Here is a 24,460-nt window from a genome sequence, read left to right as displayed (position 1 = left end):
TTAATTCCGTATGTGTCAGGCCTGTTCCGTCGTCTGCAATTGCTGGCCCAATATAAAAATGCGCACCGCTCTCCTTCGACAAGCTCGGGAGGAACGGTGCGCATTGTCATTGGTTGACTAACCTTCAGCTTTAGCTTCTTCGGCAGGTGCGGCTTCAGCAGTTGGTGCTTCTTCTGCTGGTGTTTCGGCAGCAGCTTCTTCAGCCGGAGCTTCTTCCGCTGGCGCTGCAGCAGCTTCCTTGGCGGCTTCTTCAGCAGCAGCGGCTTTTTCTGCTTTCTCTTCGAGACGCTCGGTGGCTTTTTCGCCTGGCTTGCCCTTGTTCGGGTTGTTGCGCGCTTCACGCTTCAACAGACCAGCGGCGTCGAGGAAACGGGCGACGCGATCGGATGGCTGAGCGCCGGTTTCGAGCCAATGTTTCGCACGCTCGGTGTCGAGAACAACGCGCTTTTCGTCATCTTTCGCGAGCAGCGGGTTGTAGCTGCCGATCCGTTCGATGAACTTGCCATCGCGTGGCGCACGGGCGTCGGCGACGACGATTTTGTAATAAGGACGTTTCTTGGATCCGCCCCGGGACATTCTGATTGCTACTGCCATTTTGAAAAACCTTTCTTAAAATACGTTATTTATGTTGTTACGATCATTTCTTCTTGTTCAATAAATTCGCCAGATCAGGGGGAAGCCCGCCCGGAGACATGTCGGGAAGCCCGGGCATGCCGGCCATGCCGCCGCCCTGCCCGCCCATTCCGGCGCCAGCGGCTCCGCCGCCACCACCGAGCATCGACATCAGCCCCTTGATTCCGCCCATCTTCTTGATGCGCTTCATCGCCTTGGCCATTTCCTGATGCATTTTGAGCAGCTTGTTGACGTCCTGCACGGTTGTGCCCGAGCCAATCGCGACCCGCCGCTTGCGCTTGGCGTTGAGGAGGCCCGGACGGGTCCGTTCCTCCTTGGTCATCGAACCGATGATGGCATCCATGCGGACCAGAACCTTTTCGTCCATCGCGCCGCCGGCCATTGCCGCCTTGGCTTTCTTCATGCCCGGCATCATCGAGGCCATTGCACCCAGACCGCCCATCTTGGTCATCTGGTTGAGCTGCGAGCGCAGATCGTTGAGATCGAACTGGCCCTTGAGCATTTTCTCGGCGAGCGCTTCGGACTCTTCCTTGTCGACGACCTGGGCCGCTTTTTCGACCAGGCTGACGACATCGCCCATGCCCAATATCCGGCCCGCAACGCGTTCCGGATGAAATTCTTCAAGCGCATCGATCTTTTCGCCGACACCGACGAATTTGATCGGCTTGCCGGTAACCGCGCGCATCGACAGCGCCGCACCGCCACGTGCATCGCCATCCATGCGGGTGAGCACGACGCCGGTCAGATCGACCTGGTCGGAGAAATTCTGGGCAACGTTGACGGCGTCCTGGCCGGTCAGCGCATCGACCACCAGCAGGATTTCCTGCGGCTTGGAGATATCGGCAACCGCCTTCATCTCGTCCATCAACTGCTGATCGACATGGAGACGTCCGGCGGTATCCAGAAGCAGAACATCGAAGCCCTGCAATTTTGCGGCCTGTAATGCCCGCTTGGCGATCTCAACCGGCTGCTGCCCAGCGACAATTGGCAAGGTGGCGGCACTTATCTGCTCGCCCAAGACTGCCAATTGTTCCTGTGCTGCCGGACGGTTGACGTCGAGCGAGGCCATCATGACCTTCTTGTTGTCCTTGTCCTTCAGCCGCTTGGCAATTTTAGCGGTCGTGGTTGTTTTACCCGACCCCTGCAAACCAACCATCATGATGATGGCAGGCGGCGCGACAGACAGTTCCAGCGCGCTGACTTCAGAGCCCAGCATCTCGGCAATACCGTCATTGACGATCTTGACCACTTGCTGGCCCGGGGTCACCGATTTGAGCACCGACTGGCCGACGGCTTTCTCGGTTACCTTCTCGACAAAATCCTTGACGACCGGGAGCGCAACGTCTGCTTCGAGCAAGGCGATCCGCACTTCGCGCATCGCACCGCGAACATCTTCTTCACGTAGCGCACCGCGACCACGCAGCTTGTCGAATACTCCGCCAAGGCGGTCGCTTAACTTATCAAACATGTTCCGCCTTTCCTTCCTCAAAACAGCCGGATTTCCGGCCAACGCAAAAAGCGCCGGTGGGCGAAACCTCGCTGACCGACGTGTGAGTTATTCGAACTCTAATCTGAATTGGCAATACAACGATTGCCCTTGTTGGCGGCTTATTAGTGCAGTTCGCTCGATATCGCAAGTCCGAATTATGCACAAATATGAACGCCTGTTAACCAGAAATTGAGAAGTGCTGCGGCACAAGGCTGCGGATAACAGTGGGAAAATAATAATGGCTCGACCAGCAGCCGACCAACATCTCAGGTTGATGAAAAACGGATATAAAATATCCGTTGGCCGAGACGTTGTGACCGGCATCATCGTTATCTTGGCGATACTTATGTTCGCGAGCACCGGCGGAACAGTAATCTCCGATGCTATCGACTCCATCACAGGCCAGGCCAAAGCCGGCGACAATGTGCTGGTCCCCGCGTTCCTCCTCAATATTGCCCTGATCCTTTTTGGCTGGCGTCGCTACAAAGATCTGACAAAAGAAGTCGAAGAACGGGCCGCCGCCGAACAGCTTGCCCATTCGCTCGCAGTAACCGATCCGCTGACCGGTTTGCTCAATCGTCGTACAATCGGTGAAAGAACAGCGGAGATGATCCGTCTCGCGCAACGGAAACAGAAGAGCATCACTTTCATGATGCTCGATCTCGACAATTTCAAAAATATCAACGATGTGCATGGCCACAGCGCTGGCGATGCCGTGCTGAAACAAGTGGCCGCCCGTATCGCAAAAATCGTACCGCCCCATAATTTGCTGGCGCGGCTTGGTGGCGACGAGTTTGCCTGCGCCTTTGTCTTTGATCCCGAGCAGCCAAAAATGGTCGAGCGGATTGCGGACGATCTGATTGATGCTATCGCTTCGCCGATCGTTGAAAATGGCAACCAGCTTGAAGTGACGACGTCCATCGGCATGTCCTGCTATGATCACGAATCAGAGGGCGTTGAGGTCCTGATGCGCCAGGCGGACATAGCCATGTACAGTTCGAAAAAGCAGGGGCGAAACCGCCATTGCTGGTTCGATGCGAACATGGAACAGGAACTGCAAACGCGCCGCTTGCTGGAAACGGGTATGCGGATAGGGATTCCCAATGGGGAATTTGTGCCCTATTTCGAACAACAGATAGATCTCGCGACCGGAAAGTTGACCGGCTTCGAAATGCTTGCCCGATGGGAATCACCGACACAGGGCCTTATCTCTCCGGAAATATTCATCCCGATTGCCGAGGAAACCGGGATGATTGGCGAGCTGTCGATCAGCGTTATGAGACAGGCTCTGAACAGCGCCAAAGATTGGGATGCCGCCCTCACCCTTTCGGTCAATATTTCCCCGGTCCAGTTGCTCGATCCCTGGCTGGCGCAGAAAATTGTCAAATTGCTCATCGAAAGCGGCTTCCCGCCCAAGCGGCTGGAAATCGAAATCACCGAAAGCTCGTTGTTTGAAAATCTGAGCCTGGCGCAATCCATCGTCGGCAGTTTGAAAAACCAGGGCATCAACATCGCCCTGGACGATTTTGGCACCGGCTATAGTTCGCTTGCCCACTTGCGCGCGTTGCCATTTGACCGGATAAAAATTGACCGCAGCTTTGTATCATCCATTCTCCTGAATTCAGAAAGCAAGGCCATCGTCAAAGCGATCAACGGACTAGGCGAGAGCCTAGGGATGCCAATCACCGCAGAAGGTATCGAAGACAAAGAAACCGAGAGCGAATTGCGTGAAATGGGCTGCGCCCAGGGTCAGGGCTGGTATTATGGACAGCCTCTGACGGTCGAGGAGACGCGCAAGCTTTTGGCAACACGCGATTTGCTGGCTGCTGACGACGCCAACGACAGCGATGCCCTGCCATCGGACATCGTCCATCCCTCCGTCAAAAATAATGCCCTGCAAGACGCCGGCTAGGAGGATTGCCGTCAAGGCCGGCTAGCCGAATTGCTGGACTCCCGGGGGCGTCATCCCTAAATCGCCAGTCATGACGACAGGACGCTTTCACAAAATGCACGGATTGGGCAATGATTTTGTCATTATCGATGCGCGCGAGGAAGAGATCACACTGTCCGGCGCACAGGTCGCAGCCATTGCAGACCGGCATAGCGGCGTCGGCTGTGATCAACTGATCATCTTGCGTCCTTCGATCGATGCGGACGTCAAAATGCAGATTTTCAATTCGGACGGAAGCCAGGTTGAAGCCTGTGGCAACGCAAGCAGATGCGTCGCGAAGCTGATCGGCGATGAAACCCGGATTGAAACCGATGGCGGCATCATCATTGGCAGTGCAACCGCGGATGGCGCGATTGTCGACATGGGTACGCCCCGGTTCGACTGGCAGTCCATCCCCCTCGCTTATGCTATGGATACACTCAACATGCCGGTTGGATGGGAGGATTTACAGAATCCCGCTACCGTCAATGTCGGTAATCCGCATGTGATTTTCTTCGTCGATGACAGCGCTTCGGTGGAGCTGGACCGGTTGGGTCCGATGATCGAATTCGATCCGCTATTTCCGGAAAAAGTGAACGTCAATATCGCGCATATCAAGAACGGAGCCATATATTTGCGCGTCTGGGAACGGGGTGTGGGACTGACCCGGGCTTGCGGCACCGGCGCCTGCGCCACTGCCGTCGCTGCGATTAAACGGGGCTTGGTGAGCAGCCCCGTGCAGGTTAATTTACCGGGTGGAACGCTGGTGATTGGCTGGCACGACGGCGAATCGATTCAGATGCAGGGACCGACAAGCTATGTCTTTTCAGGCGAAGCGGACTGGACCCGATTCTGATGAGCGCTCCGGAAATGATCAGCATGGGGTGTCGGCTCAATATTGCGGAAAGCGAGACGTTGCGCCAGAATCTGGCTGCCAACAATATCGACGGTGACAATCTGATCATCGTCAACAGCTGTGCGGTGACCAATGAAGCGGTCAGACAGACGCGGCAAGCCATCCGCCGGGCCAAGAAAGACAATCCGGAAAAGAATATCATCGTCACCGGCTGCGCTGCGCAGGTTGACCCCGCGATGTTTTCCGCCATGCCGGAAACGAGCGCGGTGGTCGGCAATTTCGACAAATATGATGCAGCCAATTTCAAGCTCGGCCTGCAAAGCAACCGTCCGGATATACGGGTGTCCGACATCATGCGGGTCACCGAAACCGCTCCGCACATGGTCAGTGCCTTTGCCGACCGTTCGCGCGCCTTTGTCGAAATCCAGAATGGCTGTGATCATCGGTGCACTTTTTGTATCATTCCGTTCGGTCGGGGCAATAGTCGTTCAGTGCCTGCCGGGCTGATCGTCGATCAGGTTCAGGCATTGGTCGACCAGGGATTTCAGGAAGTCGTGCTGACCGGAGTGGATGTTACCAGCTATGGTCCGGACCTGCCCGGCGCGCCCACGCTGGGCATGTTGATCGAGCGTATTTTGAAACGCGTGCCGGAACTGCCTCGGCTGAGGCTTTCCTCTCTTGATGGCATCGAAATCGATGACCGTTTGTTTGACCTGCTGACCGGAGAAGCGCGGCTCATGCCGCATGTCCATTTATCGCTCCAGTCTGGGGACAATATGATTCTCAAGCGGATGAAGCGACGGCATAACAGGGAGCAGGCGATTGCTCTGGTCGAACGGTTGAAATCCAGGAGACCGGAAATCGCAATCGGCGCAGATATTATTGCCGGATTCCCGACCGAAGACGATATCATGTTCGCCAACAGTCTCTCGATAATCGAGCAGTGCGATATTGTGCATGGCCATATTTTTCCCTATTCACCGAAACAGGGCACACCGGCGGCGAAAATGCCGCAGATCGATGGCCAGGTGATCAAGGAAAGAGCCAAAATATTACGGACGGCAATCCGCGAGCGGTCCGGGTCGTGGCACCAGTCGCTGGTCGGGTCCCGGCAGAATATACTGGCAGAAATCTCCGGCGATACCGGCTATTCGGAAAATTTCGCCCGGGTGCACTTCGATACTAAGGCGAGCAAGGGGCAGATAGTGCCGGTCGAGATTATCGACATGCAGGACAAGAAATTGATTGGCAGGGTGATAGCGTGACCGAGAAAAATAGTTGGAAAGAGCGTCTGTTTGGCGGCTTCAGCAAGACATCGTCACGGCTGACCGAAAATCTGGCAGGCCTGGTGACCAAGGCGAAGCTCGATGAGGCCACGCTTGATGATATTGAAGACGCACTGATCATGTCGGACCTTGGTCCGGCAACGGCTGCGTCGATCCGCGAGAAGCTCTCCGTCGAGCGGTTTGAAAAAGGTCTGACCGAACAAGCGGTGAAGGAAATTATCCAGCGCGAGATCGCGGCCATATTGGAACCGGTTGCCATTCCCCTGGAAATCGATGCCTTTCCCCGTCCGCAGGTGATACTGGTCATCGGCGTCAACGGTTCTGGAAAAACCACCACGATTGCCAAGCTGGCCCACCTGTTTCTCGAACAGGATTATGGCGTCATGCTGGCAGCGGGCGATACATTCCGGGCAGCGGCCATCGGTCAGCTAAAGATATGGGCCGAGCGACTGGGTGTACCGATCATCAGCGGGCCACAAGGCGGCGATAGCGCCAGCATCGTGTATGAAGGCGTCAAACAGGCCACAGAAACCGGAATCGATGTGTTAATCGTCGATACAGCCGGACGACTGCAGAATCGCAGCGAGTTGATGGATGAACTGGACAAGATCCGGCGGGTGCTGGGTCGGCTCAATCCGGCAGCGCCGCATAATGTCGTGCTGGTACTGGACGCGACAACCGGACAGAATGCCCTGTCCCAGATAGAAGTATTCCAGGACGTGGCCAAGGTCACGGGACTGATCATGACCAAGCTGGATGGCACTGCGCGCGGCGGCGTGCTGGTGGCGGCGGCAAAACAATTTGGATTGCCGATCCACGCCATTGGGATCGGTGAAACCGTTGAAGACTTGAGACCGTTCAAGGCCGAAGATTTGGCCGCAGCCATAGCCGGGATAGAAAAATGACCGAAGCCACTGCAATTGAGGAAATCCCAAAAGAACATAGAGGCCTGAGCTTCGCGCTCGATTTCGGGCCGCTGCTGGTTTTCTTTCTGGTTTATAAATTCGGAGCGCCCGAGGGCAATCCGATCACCTCGGCAATTTATGGTACGATCGCCTTCATGGTGGCGATCGTCCTCGCCATGATCGTTTCCAAGTGGAAGCTTGGCAAGATATCACCGATGATGTGGATGTCGGCAATTCTGATTCTGGGATTTGGTGCCCTCACCATCTATTTCAACGACCCGCGTTTCATCCAGCACAAGCCGACGATTATCTATGCCGGATTTGCAGCGATATTATTCGGCGGGCTGGTGCGCGGCAAGGCCATGCTGAAAAGCCTGCTGCAGGCGGCGTTCGAAGGTCTGAGCGACGAAGGCTGGATCAAGCTGTCACGCAACTGGGCCCTGTTTTTTACAGCCATGGCAGTGATCAATGAACTGATGGTCGCAACCCTGACCTTCGACTGGTGGCTGACGATCAAGGTCTGGGGCATCACCACCGCGTCCTTTGTCTTCGCCATGTCGAATATCCCGATGCTGATGAAGCACGGCTTTTCGGTAGAAGAAAAGCCGCGCCCTGAAGGCCAGGACGCGGCTTGAACTTAATAGCGGAGGCTGACGTTTAGCCCTGGTCGGCGCGGCTGACGCCGTCTCCGTCCAGATTGAGCGCGACGAAATCCCAGTCGATTGCATTGTCGAGCAACGCGGACACATAGTCCGGACGGGCATTCTGGTAATCCAGATAATAAGCATGTTCCCAGACATCGAGCGTAAACACAGGTTTTACATCGTGAGCGACCGGTGTGTCGGCATCATGATAGGATGTGATTTTCAGCTCATCACCATCGAGAACCAACCACGCCCAGCCACTGGCGAAATGGCCGGTCGCTTCTTCCTTGAACTTGGTTTTGAAGTCGTCGATCGAACCGAAGCTGCTTTCCAGGCGATCTTTCAGTTCTCCGGTGATTTCCTTTTTCTCCGGCGACAGACACAGCCAGTAGAAACTGTGGTTCCAGACCTGAGCGGCATTGTTGAACAGGCCACCGTCTGCTGACTTGATGATTTCCGAAAGCTTTTTGCCTTCATGATCGGTGCCCTTGATCGCGTCATTGGTCTTGCTGACATAAGCATTGTGGTGCTTGCCATGATGATAGTTGAATGTTTCTTCGGAAATCAGGTCTCCGAAAGCATTTTTATCATACGGGAGCGCGGGAAGTTCGAAAGCCATAATCTGTTTTCTCCATTTTTTTTCGAGATATGACAGGGCAACGCATCAATAGCGGAAAAGATGCAAGAACAATTATCGCTTTGATCGCCTGGCGTGGTCAAAAATCCATTTTTTCGTGACATGATGACGGTCCCGGCATAATGTTATCCCCTTGTTACGGAATATATCTTTGGGGGATGCACAATGGCAAAATTTTTTGGAAATCTGAATGCGGTGATGATTGTCGGCTTGATTGCGGCAATCGCGCTGATGTTTGGCCTGGATGGCGATATGGTCACCGGCAATGCAATCGGCCGCTGGCTGCACCTGTTTTTCGGTGTGCTGTGGATCGGACTGCTCTATTATCTGAACTTTGTTCAGGTGCCACTGATGCCGACCATCCCGGACGAGCTGAAACCAGCTGTCGGCAAACATATTGCACCCAAAGTATTATTCTATTTCCGCTGGGCCGCTTTGCTCACGGTGGTCACCGGTCTTTATGTCGCATGGGCTAGTGGCTGGGTCCATCAGGCCATGACGCTGCAGGCACCGTTTACGCTGATTGGCGTCGGCATGTGGATTGCCATCGTCATGGCAGCCAATGTCTGGTTCATCATCTGGCCCAAACAGAAAAAGGTTCTGGGAATCGTCGAAGCCACAGCCGATGAAAAAGCAGCAGCAGGCAAAATCGCATTGATGGCCTCGCGCACCAATGTCCTGCTTTCCCTGCCGATGTTCTATGCGATGGTAAATGCCAACGCCGGATAAGACTGGAAGAATTGGAAGCATAAAAAGGGGGCTTTGCGGCCCCCTTTTCTATGTCCCCAGCAGATCATGCCTCTTTAGAGAATGGCGCAACTGGTCATAGGTCAGGTTGAGTGTCTTGGCGGTCTGCCGCTGATTATAGCGTGATTTCGCCAGCGCGGCTTCCAATATCCGCTTTTCATAGGCTTCCACCGCCGCTTTCATGTCGTCCACATCCTGGAAGACCGGTTCCGTCGCAGCCGGGTCAGAATGCACAGGCTGGCCTTCTCCCGTCGACGGTTCAGCAGGTTCAGCGTCCGGCCCTTCCTTGGTCTCTCGTGGCTTCCAGGGCGATTCAAACGGGTCGAACACAACATGGTCAACCGGTCTGCTATGATCATTCCATTGGTAGACGGCGCGCTCGATCACGTTGCGCAATTCCCTTACATTGCCGGGCCAATTATGCCGGTTCAGCGCCTCCGATGCGAGACGGCCGAAGCCGGGCCATGACGGCCATTCCAGTTCGGCGGCCATGCGACGGCCGAAATAGTCCGCCAGTACCGGGATATCGCCTTCGCGCACGCGGAGCGGCGGCAAAGTCACAACTTCGAATGAAAGCCGGTCGAGCAAGTCGGCGCGAAATTTGTTTTGTTCCGCCATTTTTGGCAGATCGGCATTGGTAGCCGCGACGATCCGGACATCGACGCGCTGTGGCCGGGACGATCCGATACGCGTGATCTCGCCATATTCCACTGCCCGTAACAGACGTTCCTGCGCGCCGGTAGATAATGTACCCAGTTCGTCGAGGAATAATGTGCCGCCGTCTGCTTCCTCGAATCGCCCTACCCGCGCCTTTGTCGCACCGGTAAAGGCTCCTGCCTCGTGACCGAACAATTCCGCTTCAATCAGGGTTTCCGGCATCGCTGCACAATTGAGCGTGATAAACGGCCCATCCCAACGCAGACTGAGTCGGTGAAGGCGTTCGGCGATAAGCTCCTTGCCTGTTCCGCGCTCACCAACGACAAGCACGGGGCGGTTGAGTGGCGCCGCCCGACTGGCTTTTTCCACGGCATCGAGGAAGGCCCCCGATTCTCCGACAAACTGACTTTCCCGTTCCATGGCCAATATATAGTGTCAATTACCATTAAATAGCAATTAATACCATGTTCATCAGGCAGGAAATTATAGATAATCGATATATTTCAATATGTTGATCGAGTTGGCACGCCTTCTGCAATGTAGTGTTCAGATACGCAACACACGAACTTCTGGAGGAAACCATGCCTGCACTGACCAAAATGAGCCGCACCGATATCTCTGCGGTTATCTCGATCCTGCTATTCAGCGTGACGATTTTGCTCAGCGCCGTCGGACCCGCACAGGCCGAAGGTATGATGGTGGATCACCAGACCGAATCCCCCTCTGTCAGCTTTGTTAACATCGGTTATCGGGCATGACGGAAAAAATGGCCGGGGCCCCTTCTTTCCCCCTTGTCGAAGTCAGGTCCCGGCCACCTTTTGAAATTCAACAGGATGATGTAGAACAGGACTGGAGCAAAGGCTCGAACAAGTTCAAACAGAACCACAGACGCAACCGGAGTATGTACATGGCTGGTATTTTTTCAAGAACACGCGACATTATCGCCGCCAACGTTACCGACATGCTGGACAAGGCTGAAGACCCGTCCAAAATGATCCGCATGATCATCCTCGAGATGGAGGAAACCCTGGTCGAAGTTCGCGCCTCGGCGGCTCGCACGATTGCCGACCAGAAGGAAATGCGCCGGCATATCGACAAGCTGGATCATCTGACCGAGGACTGGAGCGAAAAAGCCCAGCTCGCGCTTTCCAAGGATCGTGAAGATCTCGCCAAGGCGGCATTGGTCGAAAAGCGCAAGGCTGCTGACATGGCGGACCAGTTGAAAGCGGAAATCCAGGTGCTCGATGATGCGCTCCGCGCGTCCGAAGGTGACATTGCGAAATTGCAGAAGAAACTGCAGGAAGCCCGCTCGCGCCAGAGCAGCCTGGTCAATCGGCTTGAAAGCGCTGAAAATCGCGTGAAATTGCGCGAAATGTACAATGGTGAGAAAGTGCATGATGCCTTCTCGCGGTTTGAATATCTGGAACGCCAGGTGGATTTTGCCGAAGGCCGTGCCGACTCGCTTGGCATGGGCGGAGAGCCACAGAGCCTGGAGAACCAGATCGCTGCGCTCGAATCCAGCGACAAGGTTGATGAAGAACTGGAAGCCATGAAGGCAGCCATGAAAAAAGGTGACGCATAATGCAGGAAGAACTCATCATCATTCCCATCGTAATGGGAACGTTATTCATCGGTCTGCCGTGGTTGATCTTTCACTATGTGACCAAATGGAAAACCGCGGCGACGATCACCAATGAAGATGAGAATCTGCTGGAAGAATTGCACCACATGGCCCGCCGTCTGGATGACCGGATGGAAACCATTGAGCGCATCATGGCAGCGGACAACCCCGACTGGCGTCAATCCGGTCTTCCAAGCCCCTCAACTGAGCCAACCCCGACGCTCGAAAATTTTGACGAGCTGCTGAAAAAAGAAAGGCACCCCTCATGAGCTCCTCCCGCACCAAATTCTATCTCGACAAGCAACGCGCAAAATGGAGCGGTGTCTGTGCCGGGATCGCCGACTACACCGGGATCAATGTGGCCTGGGTTCGACTCGCAGCGATCATCGCAACGGTAACCTTTGCCTTTCCCTGGACGCTGATAGCCTATTGGATCGCAGCCAAGATTTCCGAGCCAAAACCGATCGGCATGTATCTGAGCGATCCGGAAGACACCAAATTCTGGCAGGGCGTGCGCCAATCGCCGCGCCGCACCAGCCGCGACATCAAATCGCGCTTCCGGGAAATCGACCGCAAGCTGGCCGACATGGAACTCTATTACACCAGCAAGAACACGACGCTGTCGAACGAGATCGAGAACCTGCGCTAAGCGCCTGAACAGGGAGAATGGATATGGATTGGGGAAGCCCCGAATTTGTTATCGCCATCATCGCCGTCAGCTATGGCGGATGGATCATCAACAACTGGATCCGAGCCAAACATGGCTATGAACTGGAAGATGAATGGGGCGGAAAGACCGGCAAGTCTGCCAAAGCCAGCCCGGACGAACATCGCAAGATCGAGTTGCTCTCCAATGAAAATGCGCAACTGGTCGGCAAGATCGACCGCCTGCAGGAACGCCTGCAAGTGCTCGAACGGATCGCCACTGATCCCGCCAAACGGACGGCGGATGAAATCGAAGCATTAAGGGAGAAGAATTGATGGATCCGGAAAAGATCACCATGATCACCGAACTTGCCCCAATCATTGCAGTTGTCGCTGCTATTGCAGTCGGCGGCTGGGTCCTGACCACCTGGATGCGGATCAAGAACGGCTATCCTCTGGAAAACCAATGGGGCAAGTCAGTCTATCCCAAGACCGATCAGGAAGCCGTCGAGCGGGTTAAATTGCTGACCAATGAAAATGCCGAACTGCGCGCCGAACTGGGCTCGGTCAAAGACCGGCTCGCCAATGTCGAACGGATTGTCACCGATGACAGCCACCGACTGACCCAGGAAATAGAACAGCTGCGCGACAAGCGCGCGAATTAAGAGGACAGAGTTTATGGAAGGCATAATCGCGCTACTCATCCCATTCGGAGCATTTGCCGTCGCCGGGTTCGCAATATGGACAGGTCACCAAAGGAAGCTGATCAAAATGCGCGGAGAATTTCCCGCCACCCATGACGCAGACGCGGAGCGGATGCGCGAAGAAATGAGATATCTCAAAGACCGCGTCGCAGTGCTGGAAAAGATCACAACGGATGGTCACAGCACACGGCAGCTGGAAAGCGAAATTGAACAATTGCGCGACCGCTAGTCGGGTAAGCGCGGACGGGAGGGAATTTTCAGATGAATCCTTTTGAAATGGTTGTTGCCATAATCATCGTTATCACAATCGGGAAAGTGCTGAGCACGCGCTACCGCGCGCAACATGGAATTGTCGAAGACAAGCATGGCAATGAGGTTGCCGCTCAGAATCGGGATTCCGGACGGCTGCAGGAAGAAGTGAAATATCTGAAGGAGCGCGTCGCGGTGCTCGAGAAAATCGCCACCGATGATCGCGGCGCACGGGAACTGGAAAACGAGATCGAAAAATTGCGTGACCGGTAAACCGGTTCGGAAAGTGGAAGGACAAGCATGATGCAAGAACCTGCTTTTTATATGATCACCGCAGCATTTTCGCTGATTGGATTGACGGTGGTCGCACTCGTCACCCTGCGTGGCTGGCGCGACTGGATCGCGCTCAAATCCCGCGAAATCGAGCAGCGGCGCGAGGATAATCCCCCCACCGCCACATCGCGGATCGAGGTAGCGGATCTGAAAGAGCGTATCCGCAAGCTGGAAGCGATTGCGGCGGGCGTGGAGCTTTAAGGCACACGCCGTTCGTGCTGAGCTTGTCGAAACATCGGCTTGAGCGCGTGCCGCCTGCCCTTCGACAAGCTCAGCACGAACGGGTGGTTTAAAACGGGTGACCTTGCTCCCTCACCCTGCTAACCGCCCTCCCCATGAGCAAAATTGACGACCTGATCGAAGAATATGAATTTCTCGAACCCGATGATCGCTACCGCCTGCTGATCGATCTCGGCAAGCAGCTTGATCCGATGCCCGACGCCCTGAAAACCGATGCGACTTTGGTGCGGGGCTGTTCCGCTTCGGTCTGGGTCTATCCCACGCAACTGGATGACGGGCGGCTGCATTTCCTGGCCGACAGCAATGCCGCGATTACCAAGGGCATCATCGCGCTGGTGCTGGAAACCGTGCAGGATCAGGCTGCAGAGCAGATCACGGGCACAGATATAGCCGCAGTGCTCGAACCTTTTGATCTGAAAAACCAGCTGAGTTCAAATCGTACCCAGGGCATTCCCAATATGATCGGGCTGATTCAGGAAACAGCATCACGATTGCAAAACAATTGACGTGATACGGAGAGGGACATTTGCGTTCGTCCCGATCTCATCCCAGTCCAGTTGAAAAAGCGAAGCCGTGCTTCGTGAACGGCAGTCTCTAGATAGGTTTCCAGACGCGGCGTTCTTCGGCGATCCGCAAGACATCGAAAGCCGCCTGAGCCGCCTGGAATTTCTTGGCCGCCTCTGCATCGCCCGGATTGACATCGGGATGATATTCCTTGGCCATTGAGCGCCACGCCTTTTTCACCGTGTCAAACTCGACATCGGGAGTCAGGTCAAAAATTTCCAGCGCGGTCATCTCGTCGCGCGAACGGCTGCCGTCGCCGGAACCCATCCAGCTGTAATGGGCCGCTTCCTGATAGGCATTGGCATCACGCTGCTCATCGGCTTCGCGTTTCTTGCGCTCTTCCTTGTCGAGCCCCTCGAAATAGTCCCAACCCCGGTTATATTCGGCCGCATGATTCTGGCAAAAATACCAGCGTTCGGGACTATTGGGTGATTTGGGCGCTGGACAGTTGCCCGCTTCGTCGCAACCGTGCCGGTCACAAAGCTTGACCTGTTGCGTTTCGCGGGAGCTTTCATAGCTTCCCCAGCGGGGAAAACCCCAATTATCGGATCGTTTTGCTTTTGGCATGAACTAGACTCTATCAAAGACTGGCGTCAACTACCAGCCTCTTCCACATGCTAGTTGCGGGTCAGGATGTTTGCAGTTGCGCGTTCCAGATCAGGGCGCTGCGCAAGTTCGGCCTGACTGCTAGCAAGCATCGCCCAATAGCGCGCCTCGCTTGGCGATTTGGGAGTGCCCTGGCCACGATCGTGAAGCTGCGCCCAAATCGCTCTGGCCCCGGCATATCCGTCCCTTGCGGCAAGCGAACAATCCTTGGCCACCTTGTCCGCCTGCCCCTGCTGATATTGCAGCTCGCATATCCAGTTGTTGCCCTCGACATTCCCGCCATCGGCCAGCAACCGCAGCTTTCGCATCGATTCCTCAACCTGGTTTCCGTAAATGCCCAGCGCGTAAGTGGCATAGGGATGACCGCGATCCGATGCGTCCTTGAACAGGTCGATCGCCCGCTTTTTGTCGACAATGCCGAATTTTCCCTCCCACAGGGCGAAACCGAGATGCGATTGGGCCTTGGCATAGCCCTGCGCAGCGGCGAGCAGATATAGCTCCAGTGCGCGGCTTGCCTTTTCCGGCTGGTTCTCCTGATAATACCAGGCCAGTTCGGTCTGTCCCGCAGGATGCCCTTGTGCCGCCGACTTTTCCAGCCAGCCCACAGCCTGTTTCAGATCCTTGCGAACCCCGACACCGAGATGGTACATATAGCCCAGGAAAGATTGCGCCAGCGGATCACCCTTTGTCGCGAGCCGGGTCAAATCGCCGACACCCAGATCGCCGAGAACCTCACCGACCAATATCGTTTCGTCCTCGATCGCAAGGCGTGCCATGGGAATGCTGATTGCCAAAGAAGATCGCGTTGCCGGAGAAGAAGATGCCGGACCCGGATTGCCAGAGGCATCTGACGGCAGGTTGAGATAGAAGTCCTCAAACCAGCTGCCATAATGAAACGGTTGCTGCGGCCCCAAATCCAGCTCTCTTGTGTTGGTATAAACCTCGCGCGATACGACCTTGAAATAATCGGACAGCTCGAGACCGGGAATGGCAAGTTTGCTGGCAATCGCTTCGGCAAAGGGACTTGTACTGGAATCCGCAGGAGCGGCATCCAGAGCCGGCTTCCCCTTGGCGGTAGAATAAAAAACTGCGCCTTGCGTCATCTCCAGCAACCCCATCGGCGAAATGCCGCCATCAGGGTCATCGCTGCTCTCGTCTTTCAGCCGCACAATCGGGTCGGCGGTCCGGCAGGCATCCATGAAGAACAGGTTAAACTTTTTCGCCTTTGAAGCGGCTTCAAGCATCTTCTCCAGCGGAAGAAACTCTGTATCGAGCTCGTCCCTCGACGCAAAAGCCGGCGCATTGACCGGAACCATGAAATTGCGGCCGTTATATTCAAAACCGTGGCCGGCGTAATAGACAACCGCGCTGTCGGCCCTGGCTGCCTTGGCTGCAAAAGCAGCGGTAGCGCTGTTCAACTCGGCGATATTCGCGTTGCGCACGTCGATGATTTCAAAACCCGCTTTGGCAAAGGCGGTGCAGACATGGTCGATATCATTGACCGCGTTCGCCAATGCGGGCCAGTTGATGTCATCATAGGCGCTGATACCAATGAGCAGCGCAACACCGCGCTCACCCTGAGGAGCCACGCATTCCGCCTTGGCGGGTTGATCAAGGCAGAACAGACAGGCCAGGACAAAGCAGCTGAGCAGAAATTGTTTCATATCCGGGTTTAGCATTTATCGCCCGAGGTTCAACGATCAAATCCAAAATACCAGAGGGTCTGTAAGCCGGGTTCTGTCCATCCGCCGAAACGGAATAGCCAGCCATTCATCTAGGCCATGCATTGCTGCGTGGCTCAAGCAACCAACCCGGGCAGCAAGCCGAAAAAGCCATATGCCGCCCCTATTTGGTTTTGCTCCAGGTGGGGTTTACCATGCCAGGCCTGTTGCCAGTCCCGCGGTGCGCTCTTACCGCACCCTTTCATTGTCACGTGACCGAAGTCGTCGCGACCTGCTTTCTGTTGCACTTTCCCTAGGGTTGCCCCCGCCGGACGTTATCCGGCACCTTTTAATCGTGGAGCCCGGACTTTCCTTCCGCCTCCGCTAAAGCTTCGGCGGACGGCTGGCCGACCCTCTGGTGCGCCCTATTTAGTGATTCCGCGCTCTCTGTCCAACATTAAAGACAAAAGCAGCGAGCGGCACTCGCCATCGATGACGCCGTCGATATTCGCGGGCCGGAACCGTCGCTGAAAAGCGACGACAGCGGCTGTCTGGTCGGAAATATCATAGCCAAACCGTTCCAGCGCCAGCATGAAGCCGCCATCTGTCCAGGGCGGCTCGTTCAGTTTCGCTGCCGGTCTTTTCAGCGCAATGCCGTGACGCGCCAGTCTCTCCCAGTCAAACAGCTCGCCCGGGTCCTGCTTGCGCGCAGGCGCCAGATCGCTGTGCCCGATCACATTGGAAGACGGGATATCGTGCCGCTGGACGATGGCATGGGCAAGCCGGGTCACCGCATCCATCTGCTCTTCCGGGAACGGGACGTAGCCCCATTCATGACCCGGATTGACGATCTCGATACCGATACTGGCACTGTTGACGTCGGTAATACCGCGCCAGTAACCGCGCCCTGCGTGCCAGGCCCGCTTTTCTTCATCGACCATCTGGACGATCTGGCCATCCTCGGTCACAACATAATGGGCCGATACCTTGGCTTGCGGATTGGCCAGCCAGTTTATCGCCGAAGCCGCATCCTTCATGCCGGTATAATGCATGACGAGAATGCTGATCGGCAGCTGGCGGTCGTCAAAATTCGGGGACGGCGTCCATATCGCATCCATGAATGACCTTCCCTTTCCAACTCAAGGAGTGACGATAGCACCCAAAAGCAATTCTGTCGTGGACGCAGGGGAAATTCGCAGGTCCCCGCCATTTTTCAGCGCCAGTTCACGAGTCATCCACGCAGCGGCTGTTCGGGCGCTGATGTCGGCAGGCGCTATAGTGCCATCAAGGGCGCTCCGGATTGCTTCATCAAGAGCGATTTTTTCGCCTTCTGCCCGGATGACCACTTCGATACCCAGTTCACCCTGCTCCGCTCCAACGTCCAGTCGACCACCTCTGACCAGGGTCTCTTTGGCAATCAACGCCAGGTTAAGCAGGATTTTGATCGCCTTTTTCGGCAATGCCTCCCCCTGCAATGCCCAGCCCAGAGTGATTTTGCCCGAATCGCCGAGCAGCGATTCGATCAGTTGCCGCGCTTCTCCGGGATCGACATTGTCACCAAAACCGCCGGCTGCACCGAAGGCGAGCCTGAAATATTTCAACTTGTCCGCAGATGCTCTCGCGCTGTCCGCCAACAGGTCCATGCAGCGATCGCGCATCACCGGATCGGTTTCGCCTTCCAGCAATTCAAGGCCGTTGTTGAGGGCTCCGACCGGACTGAGCAAATCGTGGCATATTTTCGAACAAAGCAGTGATGCCAAGTCAACTTCACTATCCGACATATAAACGCGCCCTTAACTGTAATTGCTATTCCGCGGCTGTTTGGCCCTTTGCTCCCGAGCAATCAAGCCTGATCGCGTCAAAACGCCCATAAATTTCGCCATTTTTGGTAGCATGCCACGCTGCGGCATCCTGCCCGTTCAAAATCAGCCAGAACCGACCGTCGGGCGCGGCGCTGTCCGCGTCGGTCCGGGACGGTCTTATGCTTCCGGCGGGATGCGAATGATAATAGCCAAGGATCGGCGCACCGCCGTCCCGCGCATCACGCTCCGCAGCAATCAAATTTGCCGGATCGATCTCGAAATGGCGCAACGTATCGGCGGCCACATTTTGCGCTGCGCGATAAGCGACAACCCTTCCCTCCCGGCCAAACAATATTCCGCAAATTTCTCGCGGGGCTCCGGCGAGAGCCAACTGTTGGAGTTCTGCCAACATGGTGCTTGATATAAACAGTTGCATGGCCCACATCTACGCGATGAATGCGGGGCAATCTACAATATCCGGAATATTACCGGAAACTGAGAAAAAACAGCGTCTGGATGCGGCTTTGACAGAAGCGGTGGACGGGCTTTCGCGTGAGCGGGTGAAATCGCTTATCTCGGGCGGCAACCTTGTGCTTGACGGTGCAATATTTACCGACCCGTCGGCGAAGAAAATTGGCGGGAAGACGTATGAGCTCACCATCCCGGAACCGATTGCCGGCCCTGCCCTGGCGCAGGACATTCCGCTCGATGTGGTGTTCGAAGACACGCATCTGATCGTCATCAACAAGCCGGCAGGCCTGGTTGTTCATCCGGCTGCCGGTCATGCCGACGGGACTCTGGTCAATGCGCTGCTGCACCATTGCCGGGGCCAGCTGTCCGGCATTGGCGGTGTGACCCGCCCCGGGATAGTCCACCGGATCGACAAGGACACCTCGGGACTGATGGTCGCGGCCAAAACCGACGCCGCGCATCAGGGTCTAAGCGCGCTGTTCGCCAAACATGATATCGAGCGGCGCTATATGGCCATCGTCAACGGCCGGCCCAATCCTCCGATGGCCACCATCGAGGGGAGCATCGGCCGTAGCAATGTCAATCGCAAGAAAATGGCGGTTGTCGGCGATGACCGGGGCAAGTCGGCGATGACTCATTATACCGTCAAGGAAATGCTCGACGGTGCGGCTTTGGTGGAATGTACGCTCGAAACAGGACGCACGCATCAGGTCCGGGTTCATATGACCCATATTGGACATAGTCTGATTGGGGACCCGCTCTATGGCACTCGTCGAAAATCAATGCTTTCCCGCCGAAAAGATATTCAATTTGGACGCCAGGCCCTACATGCTGCTAGTCTTGGATTTGTTCACCCCATAACGGATGAAAAATTGATGTTTTCTATCGATTTTCCGGACGATATGCAGGAACTATTCATGAAGTTGCGTGTATAGGTAACACACCTTATATCCGCTTTTGACCGAAGGGTGCTTAATGAGGCCTGGAGGCGCAACATAAGAAGGAACGAAAATGGCTAATGGTAGCAATGTTCCGGCAAAAATCCCTGCCTTAGGGGGGGACGCGAGCCTGAACCGGTATCTCTCGGAAGTTCGTAAATTTCCGCTATTGACCCCAGAACAAGAATATATGCTGGCGAAACGCTATTCTGAACACAAGGATCAGGAAGCAGCAGCCCAGCTGGTTACGTCGCATCTGCGACTCGTCGCCAAGATTGCGATGGGCTTTCGCGGCTATGGCCTGCCGGTGTCCGACCTGATTTCCGAGGGAAATGTCGGCCTGATGCAAGGCGTGAAGAAATTTGAACCGGAACGCGGTTTCCGCCTCGCGACCTACGCGATGTGGTGGATTCGTGCGTCTATCCAGGAATATGTACTGCGCAGCTGGAGCCTCGTCAAAATGGGGACAACCGCCGCTCAGAAGAAGCTTTTCTTCAACCTGCGCCGGATGAAGAATAATCTTGATGCATTCGAAGACGGAGATCTGTCGCCGGAAGACGTGCAGAAAATCTCCACCGATCTGGGTGTTGCCGAACATGAAGTGGTCAATATGAACCGCCGCATGTCGATGGGTGGCGATGCCTCGCTGAACGTCTCGCTTTCGTCCGAGGACGGCGATGGTGGCCAGTGGCAGGACATTTTGGAAGACGACGGCCCGCTGCATGATGAAGCCATTGCCTCCGCACAGGAAGCCGACTTCCGTCACGATATGCTGACCGAAGCAATGGGCTCGCTGAACGAACGCGAACAGCATATTTTGGCAGAACGTCGTTTGTCCGAGGATCCCAAGACGCTTGAGGACCTGAGCAAGGTCTATGAAGTCAGTCGCGAGCGCATAAGACAGATCGAAGTCCGCGCTTTTGAGAAACTGCAAAAAGCGATGCTCCGCATCGCCGGAGAAAAGCAGCTGCTTGCAGCGAGTTAATGCTCAAGATTGACGATGTACCGAAATAGCGAAGCGCCCCGAAACAGGATTTGTTTTCGGGGCGTTTTGCATTTAGATTGGGTCCATGGGGCTCATCAAATTTCTCTTCAAATTTGCGGTTTATTTCATCCTGATCACGGTGGCGTGGGTGGGGATTTATGCAATTGTACCACCACCGGTCACCGCCACCATGATCCTCGACGGCAATGGCATCACCAAGGACTGGACGAGCTTCAGCGATATTTCTCCGAATATGGCACGGGCGGTGATCGCTGCCGAGGACAGCAAGTTTTGCAGCCATAATGGTTTTGATACCGAAGCGATTCAGAAAGCAATCCAGCGCAATGCTCAGGGCGGCCGCATAAGAGGCGGGTCGACCATTTCGCAGCAGGTCGCGAAAAATGCCTTTCTCTGGCAGGGCGGCGGATTCTTCCGCAAGGGTCTCGAAGCCTATTTCACCTTTCTGATCGAGACGATCTGGAGCAAGCACCGGATCATGGAAGTCTATCTCAACATCGCGGAGACTGGCATCGGCACCTATGGCGTTCAGGCAGGTGCCCAGCGTTATTTCAACAAAGATGCAAAAGACCTCACCAAGATCGAGGCCGCGCGCATCGCGGCAGCCCTGCCCGCACCAAAGAAACGGGCTGTCAATGGCGCTGGTGGATTTACCCGGCGCTATGGCAACACGATTGCGGCGCGGATCAATGTTGTCCAGAACGAGAAGGCGGATCGCTGCATTTATAATTGAGCATGCTCCTGCGGAGACAGGAGGCCTACTCATGAATTACTAACGCCGAACCATTGCTTTGAAATATTCTGAAAACGCACAGCACTGGCAGCAGGTTAAAACAGTCCCTCGCTCAGTCTGGAGATTTCAGGAGATTGCCCCCAGCCTTCGCCGGGGCACCGTAATGCTAGGCAGCGTCTTCCTTCTTCGCTTTGCTGCTCTTGGCGATCACCTTCACCGGCTCTTTGGTGCCCGCGACGACATCCTTGTCGATCACGATCTCGTCTACACCCTCCAGATCGGGCAGGTCGAACATCGTATCAAGCAGGATATTCTCGACAATCGAGCGCAGGCCACGTGCACCAGTTTTGCGTTCGATCGCCTTGTTGGCAACGGCGACCAGCGCGTCGTCGGTGAATGTCAAACCGACATCTTCCAGCTCGAACAATTTGCGATATTGCTTCACCAGCGCGTTTTTCGGTTCCTGAAGAATCGTCACCAGGGCATCGACATCAAGATCTTCTAGGGTGGCGATAACCGGCAAACGGCCGACAAATTCAGGGATCAAGCCGAATTTCAGCAAATCCTCGGGTTCGCCCTGCGCCAGCAATTCGCCGACGCGGCGTTCTTCCGGAGCGGCTACATGGGCACCGAAACCGATGGATTTTCCTTCCAGACGGTCACCGATGATCTTTTCCAGACCGGCAAATGCGCCGCCGCAGATGAACAGGATATTGGTTGTATCGACCTGCAGAAATTCCTGCTGCGGATGCTTGCGCCCACCTTGTGGCGGAACACTGGCGGTCGTGCCTTCCATCAGCTTCAGCAAAGCCTGCTGAACGCCTTCGCCGGACACATCGCGGGTGATCGATGGATTTTCCGCCTTGCGGCTGATCTTGTCGATTTCGTCAATATAAACAATGCCGCGCTGGGCCTTCTCGACATTATAATCGGAAGCCTGGAGCAGTTTGAGAATGATATTTTCGACATCTTCACCGACATAGCCAGCCTCGGTCAATGTCGTTGCATCGGCCATGGTGAAAGGCACGTCGAATGTCTTCGCCAGGGTCTGTGCCAACAGGGTCTTACCGCAGCCGGTCGGACCCACGAGCAGGATATTCGACTTTGCCAGCTCGATATCGCCGGATTTTGCAGCGTGATTGAGACGCTTGTAATGGTTGTGAACAGCGACCGAAAGAACGCGTTTCGCGCGTTTTTGCCCGATCACATAATCGTTCAGCACATCGCAGATTTCCTGCGGAGTCGGAACTTCACCATCCTTGCGGCCCGTAGCAGCACCCTTGGTTTCCTCGCGAATGATGTCATTGCAAAGCTCAACGCATTCATCACAGATGAAAACAGTGGGTCCTGCAATCAATTTGCGGACTTCATGTTGGGATTTGCCACAGAAAGAGCAATATAATGTGCTCTTCGAATCAGATCCCGTCAATTTCGTCATAAAAAGTCCTTTAAACCGGCCAACATTGTAATCTAACCGTCAAATTCCAAAATGCCACCGCTTTTTTCACGGCTTCCTAAGCGGAAAGCCAAGTCTATCAAATATGGCTTAAATTTCATTTAGGGCTGCGCTAACCGCTTATTTAGCATCTTCTGCCGGCACCGGGCGCTTGTTGTAAACTTCGTCTACAATGCCGAATGCCTTGGCTTCATCCGCTTCCAGGAATGTGTCGCGGTCCATGGCTATTTCAATCTCTGCCACCGACTTGCCGGTATATTTGGCGTAGAGTTCGTTCATGCTGGCACGGATACGCAATATTTCCTTGGCCTGGATCTCGATGTCGGACGCCATGCCCTGCGCGCCGCCGGATGGCTGATGCAACATCACCCGTGCATTGGTTGTTGCCATTCGCATGCCCGGTTCACCGGCTGCCAGAAGAAAGCTGCCCATCGAAGCCGCCTGGCCGACGCAAACCGTACCGACGCGGGGCCGGATATATTGCATCGTATCGTGGATCGCCATACCGGCAGTCACCACGCCACCGGGCGAATTGATGTAGAGATAAATATCTTTCTTGGGATTTTCAGATTCCAGAAACAGCAGCTGGGCCGTGATAATCGACGCCATTCCGTCTTCGATCTGGCCAGTGACGAACACGATCCGCTCGCGCAGCAGGCGGGAAAAAATGTCGAAACTGCGTTCGCCGCGGTTTGATTGTTCGATAACAACCGGGACTAGAGCGTCTGTGATCGGATCATGCATGTTGTAAGTCGTCCTGTTTTTAGCTTTTTTGTGCTAGTCTTTAGCTTCGCCACTACATCGGGTTTATCGCGGTATTGTTCAAGGGGTTTAACGATGTTGGATGACAATGATTGTGCTCCAGAAAAAATACGTCACCGGCACGACGATCATTGCGCACCATCCCGGCTATCCCTACATGTTCTCCAAGGCAATGCTGATCGTTACGCGATCGGTGCTACAAAAAATTCCATTAGCGGAGTCAAGAATGATAAACACCAACAGCCCGATCACTCCCACATATAATGATGAGGACGAAGACGAAAACAAGTCTGGTGGCCTTCCCGGCGCCATGATGACGAAGTTTCTTGAAGCCCGCACAATCATGATATTCGGCGGAATTGACCAGAAGCTGGCGGAGCGTGTTTCGACGCAGCTTCTCTATCTCGATCACGTCAATCAGGACCCCATTCGCATTTTTCTGAATTCGCCCGGCGGTCACGTCGAATCAGGCGACACAATTCACGATCTTGTTCGTTACATCAGCTCGCCGGTCGCGATGATCGGGACTGGCTGGGTAGCCAGCGCCGGCACGCATATTTTCCTCGGCGTTCCCAAGGAACAGCGGTTCTGCCTGCCCAATACAAGATTTCTGATTCATCAGCCATCCGGCGGTGCCGGAGGCAAGGCATCCGATATCGCAATTCAGGCGCAGGAAATCGTAAAGATGCGCGAACGGCTGGCACGGATTATTGCGGAAGAAACCGGGCAGGACGTCGAGCGGGTCCGCAAGGATATTGATCGCGATTACTGGATGAGCACCGAAGAAGCCAAGGAATATGGCATTCTCGGCACGGTGATCAACAAGGCGAGCGAAGTCACCATCTGATCCCGGATTAAGCCGCACGTCGCGGACTTACACTGGCAAAT

At 55.1% G+C, this 24,460-nt stretch carries 31 protein-coding genes and 1 other RNA gene; 20 read left to right on the top strand and 12 right to left on the bottom strand.

Features of this window, described 5'->3' with window-relative positions; genetic code table 11:
* Positions 1-117 precede the first annotated feature (117 nt).
* Both rpsP and ffh read right to left on the bottom strand, forming a co-directional pair.
* Positions 118-594 carry a 30S ribosomal protein S16 gene (gene rpsP / locus AZE99_RS07470; protein WP_067199404.1) on the bottom strand — a complete coding sequence of 159 codons (477 nt, stop codon included), beginning with the start codon at positions 592-594 and terminating at the stop codon, positions 118-120.
* A 43-nt stretch (positions 595-637) separates the two neighbouring features.
* Positions 638-2,101: a signal recognition particle protein gene (ffh, locus tag AZE99_RS07465; protein ID WP_067199402.1), complete on the bottom strand. Its 1,464-nt coding sequence runs from the start codon at positions 2,099-2,101 to the stop codon at positions 638-640.
* A 259-nt stretch (positions 2,102-2,360) separates the two neighbouring features.
* Between ffh and AZE99_RS07460 the strand changes: the two genes are divergently transcribed.
* The 5 genes from AZE99_RS07460 (at position 2,361) to AZE99_RS07440 (ending at position 7,734) form a co-directional block, all read left to right on the top strand.
* On the top strand, positions 2,361-4,034 hold the full coding sequence (locus AZE99_RS07460; protein ID WP_082788280.1) for a putative bifunctional diguanylate cyclase/phosphodiesterase: 1,674 nt from the start codon (positions 2,361-2,363) through the stop codon (positions 4,032-4,034).
* A gap of 70 nt (positions 4,035-4,104) precedes the next feature.
* On the top strand, positions 4,105-4,908 hold the full coding sequence (gene dapF / locus AZE99_RS07455; RefSeq protein WP_067199400.1) for a diaminopimelate epimerase: 804 nt from the start codon (positions 4,105-4,107) through the stop codon (positions 4,906-4,908).
* Positions 4,908-6,173: a tRNA (N(6)-L-threonylcarbamoyladenosine(37)-C(2))-methylthiotransferase MtaB gene (gene mtaB / locus AZE99_RS07450; protein ID WP_067199398.1), complete on the top strand. Its 1,266-nt coding sequence runs from the start codon at positions 4,908-4,910 to the stop codon at positions 6,171-6,173. Before dapF ends, mtaB begins: the two co-directional genes overlap by 1 nt.
* Positions 6,170-7,099, top strand: coding sequence for a signal recognition particle-docking protein FtsY (gene ftsY, locus AZE99_RS07445; RefSeq protein ID WP_067199396.1), 930 nt, complete (start codon positions 6,170-6,172; stop codon positions 7,097-7,099). The genes mtaB and ftsY overlap by 4 nt, the downstream gene beginning before the upstream one ends.
* Entirely contained in the window at positions 7,096-7,734 is a 639-nt protein-coding gene (locus tag AZE99_RS07440) for an inner membrane-spanning protein YciB (RefSeq protein WP_067199394.1), read from the top strand. Before ftsY ends, AZE99_RS07440 begins: the two co-directional genes overlap by 4 nt.
* A gap of 22 nt (positions 7,735-7,756) precedes the next feature.
* Here AZE99_RS07440 and AZE99_RS07435 read toward each other — a convergent pair whose 3' ends face one another.
* Entirely contained in the window at positions 7,757-8,362 is a 606-nt protein-coding gene (locus AZE99_RS07435; RefSeq protein ID WP_067199391.1) for a superoxide dismutase, read from the bottom strand.
* 183 nt (positions 8,363-8,545) lie between these two features.
* Between AZE99_RS07435 and AZE99_RS07430 the strand changes: the two genes are divergently transcribed.
* Complete coding sequence (locus tag AZE99_RS07430) at positions 8,546-9,109, top strand: urate hydroxylase PuuD (RefSeq protein WP_067199389.1); 564 nt, start codon at positions 8,546-8,548, stop codon at positions 9,107-9,109.
* A 48-nt stretch (positions 9,110-9,157) separates the two neighbouring features.
* Here the strand turns inward: AZE99_RS07430 and pspF are convergent, their stop codons facing one another.
* Entirely contained in the window at positions 9,158-10,204 is a 1,047-nt protein-coding gene (gene pspF, locus AZE99_RS07425; RefSeq protein WP_067199386.1) for a phage shock protein operon transcriptional activator, read from the bottom strand.
* A gap of 161 nt (positions 10,205-10,365) precedes the next feature.
* On the opposite strand from pspF, the gene AZE99_RS16090 reads away from it, so the two are divergent.
* From AZE99_RS16090 to AZE99_RS07380, 10 genes are all read left to right on the top strand, one after another.
* A complete protein-coding gene (locus AZE99_RS16090; protein ID WP_156472149.1) occupies positions 10,366-10,542 on the top strand; it encodes a hypothetical protein in 177 nt (58 codons plus the stop codon).
* 149 nt (positions 10,543-10,691) lie between these two features.
* On the top strand, positions 10,692-11,366 hold the full coding sequence (pspA, locus tag AZE99_RS07420) for a phage shock protein PspA (RefSeq protein ID WP_067199383.1): 675 nt from the start codon (positions 10,692-10,694) through the stop codon (positions 11,364-11,366).
* Positions 11,366-11,674 (top strand): envelope stress response membrane protein PspB, encoded by a 309-nt coding sequence (pspB, locus tag AZE99_RS07415; RefSeq protein WP_067199381.1) that lies wholly within the window; start codon positions 11,366-11,368, stop codon positions 11,672-11,674. The genes pspA and pspB overlap by 1 nt, the downstream gene beginning before the upstream one ends.
* Complete coding sequence (gene pspC, locus AZE99_RS07410; RefSeq protein ID WP_067199379.1) at positions 11,671-12,054, top strand: envelope stress response membrane protein PspC; 384 nt, start codon at positions 11,671-11,673, stop codon at positions 12,052-12,054. The genes pspB and pspC overlap by 4 nt, the downstream gene beginning before the upstream one ends.
* A gap of 23 nt (positions 12,055-12,077) precedes the next feature.
* Entirely contained in the window at positions 12,078-12,386 is a 309-nt protein-coding gene (locus tag AZE99_RS07405; RefSeq protein ID WP_067199376.1) for a hypothetical protein, read from the top strand.
* On the top strand, positions 12,386-12,715 hold the full coding sequence (locus AZE99_RS07400; RefSeq protein WP_197460272.1) for a hypothetical protein: 330 nt from the start codon (positions 12,386-12,388) through the stop codon (positions 12,713-12,715). The genes AZE99_RS07405 and AZE99_RS07400 overlap by 1 nt, the downstream gene beginning before the upstream one ends.
* A gap of 106 nt (positions 12,716-12,821) precedes the next feature.
* Positions 12,822-12,983, top strand: coding sequence for a hypothetical protein (locus AZE99_RS16380; RefSeq protein ID WP_231862715.1), 162 nt, complete (start codon positions 12,822-12,824; stop codon positions 12,981-12,983).
* 32 nt (positions 12,984-13,015) lie between these two features.
* The gene (locus AZE99_RS07390) at positions 13,016-13,276 is read left to right on the top strand and encodes a hypothetical protein (protein ID WP_067199371.1); all 261 of its coding nucleotides are present in this window, start codon (positions 13,016-13,018) and stop codon (positions 13,274-13,276) included.
* A 30-nt stretch (positions 13,277-13,306) separates the two neighbouring features.
* A complete protein-coding gene (locus AZE99_RS07385) occupies positions 13,307-13,537 on the top strand; it encodes a hypothetical protein (protein ID WP_067203405.1) in 231 nt (76 codons plus the stop codon).
* 134 nt (positions 13,538-13,671) lie between these two features.
* Entirely contained in the window at positions 13,672-14,082 is a 411-nt protein-coding gene (locus AZE99_RS07380) for a SufE family protein (protein ID WP_067199368.1), read from the top strand.
* An 88-nt stretch (positions 14,083-14,170) separates the two neighbouring features.
* Here AZE99_RS07380 and AZE99_RS07375 read toward each other — a convergent pair whose 3' ends face one another.
* The 6 genes from AZE99_RS07375 to AZE99_RS07350 all read right to left on the bottom strand — a co-directional run bounded on the left by AZE99_RS07375 (position 14,171) and on the right by AZE99_RS07350 (position 18,621).
* Positions 14,171-14,707 carry a J domain-containing protein gene (locus AZE99_RS07375; protein ID WP_067199365.1) on the bottom strand — a complete coding sequence of 179 codons (537 nt, stop codon included), beginning with the start codon at positions 14,705-14,707 and terminating at the stop codon, positions 14,171-14,173.
* 50 nt (positions 14,708-14,757) lie between these two features.
* Entirely contained in the window at positions 14,758-16,410 is a 1,653-nt protein-coding gene (locus AZE99_RS07370) for a caspase family protein (protein WP_067199364.1), read from the bottom strand.
* A gap of 46 nt (positions 16,411-16,456) precedes the next feature.
* Positions 16,457-16,826, bottom strand: an RNA gene (gene rnpB / locus AZE99_RS07365) — RNase P RNA component class A.
* Between the two features lie 6 nt (positions 16,827-16,832).
* On the bottom strand, positions 16,833-17,525 hold the full coding sequence (locus tag AZE99_RS07360) for an N-acetylmuramoyl-L-alanine amidase (protein WP_067199361.1): 693 nt from the start codon (positions 17,523-17,525) through the stop codon (positions 16,833-16,835).
* A gap of 21 nt (positions 17,526-17,546) precedes the next feature.
* Entirely contained in the window at positions 17,547-18,188 is a 642-nt protein-coding gene (locus AZE99_RS07355; RefSeq protein WP_067199358.1) for a histidine phosphotransferase family protein, read from the bottom strand.
* Positions 18,189-18,213: 25 nt separating this feature from the next.
* A complete protein-coding gene (locus tag AZE99_RS07350; protein WP_067203404.1) occupies positions 18,214-18,621 on the bottom strand; it encodes a Mov34/MPN/PAD-1 family protein in 408 nt (135 codons plus the stop codon).
* 40 nt (positions 18,622-18,661) lie between these two features.
* Here AZE99_RS07350 and AZE99_RS07345 point away from each other — a divergent pair, with 40 nt between their 5' ends.
* The 3 genes from AZE99_RS07345 (at position 18,662) to mtgA (ending at position 21,354) form a co-directional block, all read left to right on the top strand.
* The gene (locus AZE99_RS07345) at positions 18,662-19,615 is read left to right on the top strand and encodes an RluA family pseudouridine synthase (RefSeq protein ID WP_067203403.1); all 954 of its coding nucleotides are present in this window, start codon (positions 18,662-18,664) and stop codon (positions 19,613-19,615) included.
* A gap of 76 nt (positions 19,616-19,691) precedes the next feature.
* Entirely contained in the window at positions 19,692-20,603 is a 912-nt protein-coding gene (rpoH, locus tag AZE99_RS07340) for an RNA polymerase sigma factor RpoH (RefSeq protein ID WP_082788277.1), read from the top strand.
* 85 nt (positions 20,604-20,688) lie between these two features.
* A complete protein-coding gene (mtgA, locus tag AZE99_RS07335; protein ID WP_067199354.1) occupies positions 20,689-21,354 on the top strand; it encodes a monofunctional biosynthetic peptidoglycan transglycosylase in 666 nt (221 codons plus the stop codon).
* A gap of 166 nt (positions 21,355-21,520) precedes the next feature.
* Here mtgA and clpX read toward each other — a convergent pair whose 3' ends face one another.
* Positions 21,521-22,792, bottom strand: a complete 1,272-nt coding sequence (clpX, locus tag AZE99_RS07330; protein ID WP_067199351.1) for an ATP-dependent Clp protease ATP-binding subunit ClpX — start codon at positions 22,790-22,792, stop codon at positions 21,521-21,523.
* 138 nt (positions 22,793-22,930) lie between these two features.
* Positions 22,931-23,554 carry an ATP-dependent Clp protease proteolytic subunit gene (locus tag AZE99_RS07325; protein WP_067199350.1) on the bottom strand — a complete coding sequence of 208 codons (624 nt, stop codon included), beginning with the start codon at positions 23,552-23,554 and terminating at the stop codon, positions 22,931-22,933.
* A 244-nt stretch (positions 23,555-23,798) separates the two neighbouring features.
* Between AZE99_RS07325 and AZE99_RS07320 the strand changes: the two genes are divergently transcribed.
* Positions 23,799-24,419: an ATP-dependent Clp protease proteolytic subunit gene (locus AZE99_RS07320; protein ID WP_082788468.1), complete on the top strand. Its 621-nt coding sequence runs from the start codon at positions 23,799-23,801 to the stop codon at positions 24,417-24,419.
* The last annotated feature ends 41 nt before the right edge of the window (positions 24,420-24,460 follow it).

It is taken from the genome of Sphingorhabdus sp. M41, assembly GCF_001586275.1.
GTDB lineage: Bacteria > Pseudomonadota > Alphaproteobacteria > Sphingomonadales > Sphingomonadaceae > Parasphingorhabdus.
The sequence above is the reverse complement of the archived record's forward strand: the minus strand, read 5'-3'. Positions and strand labels throughout refer to the sequence as shown.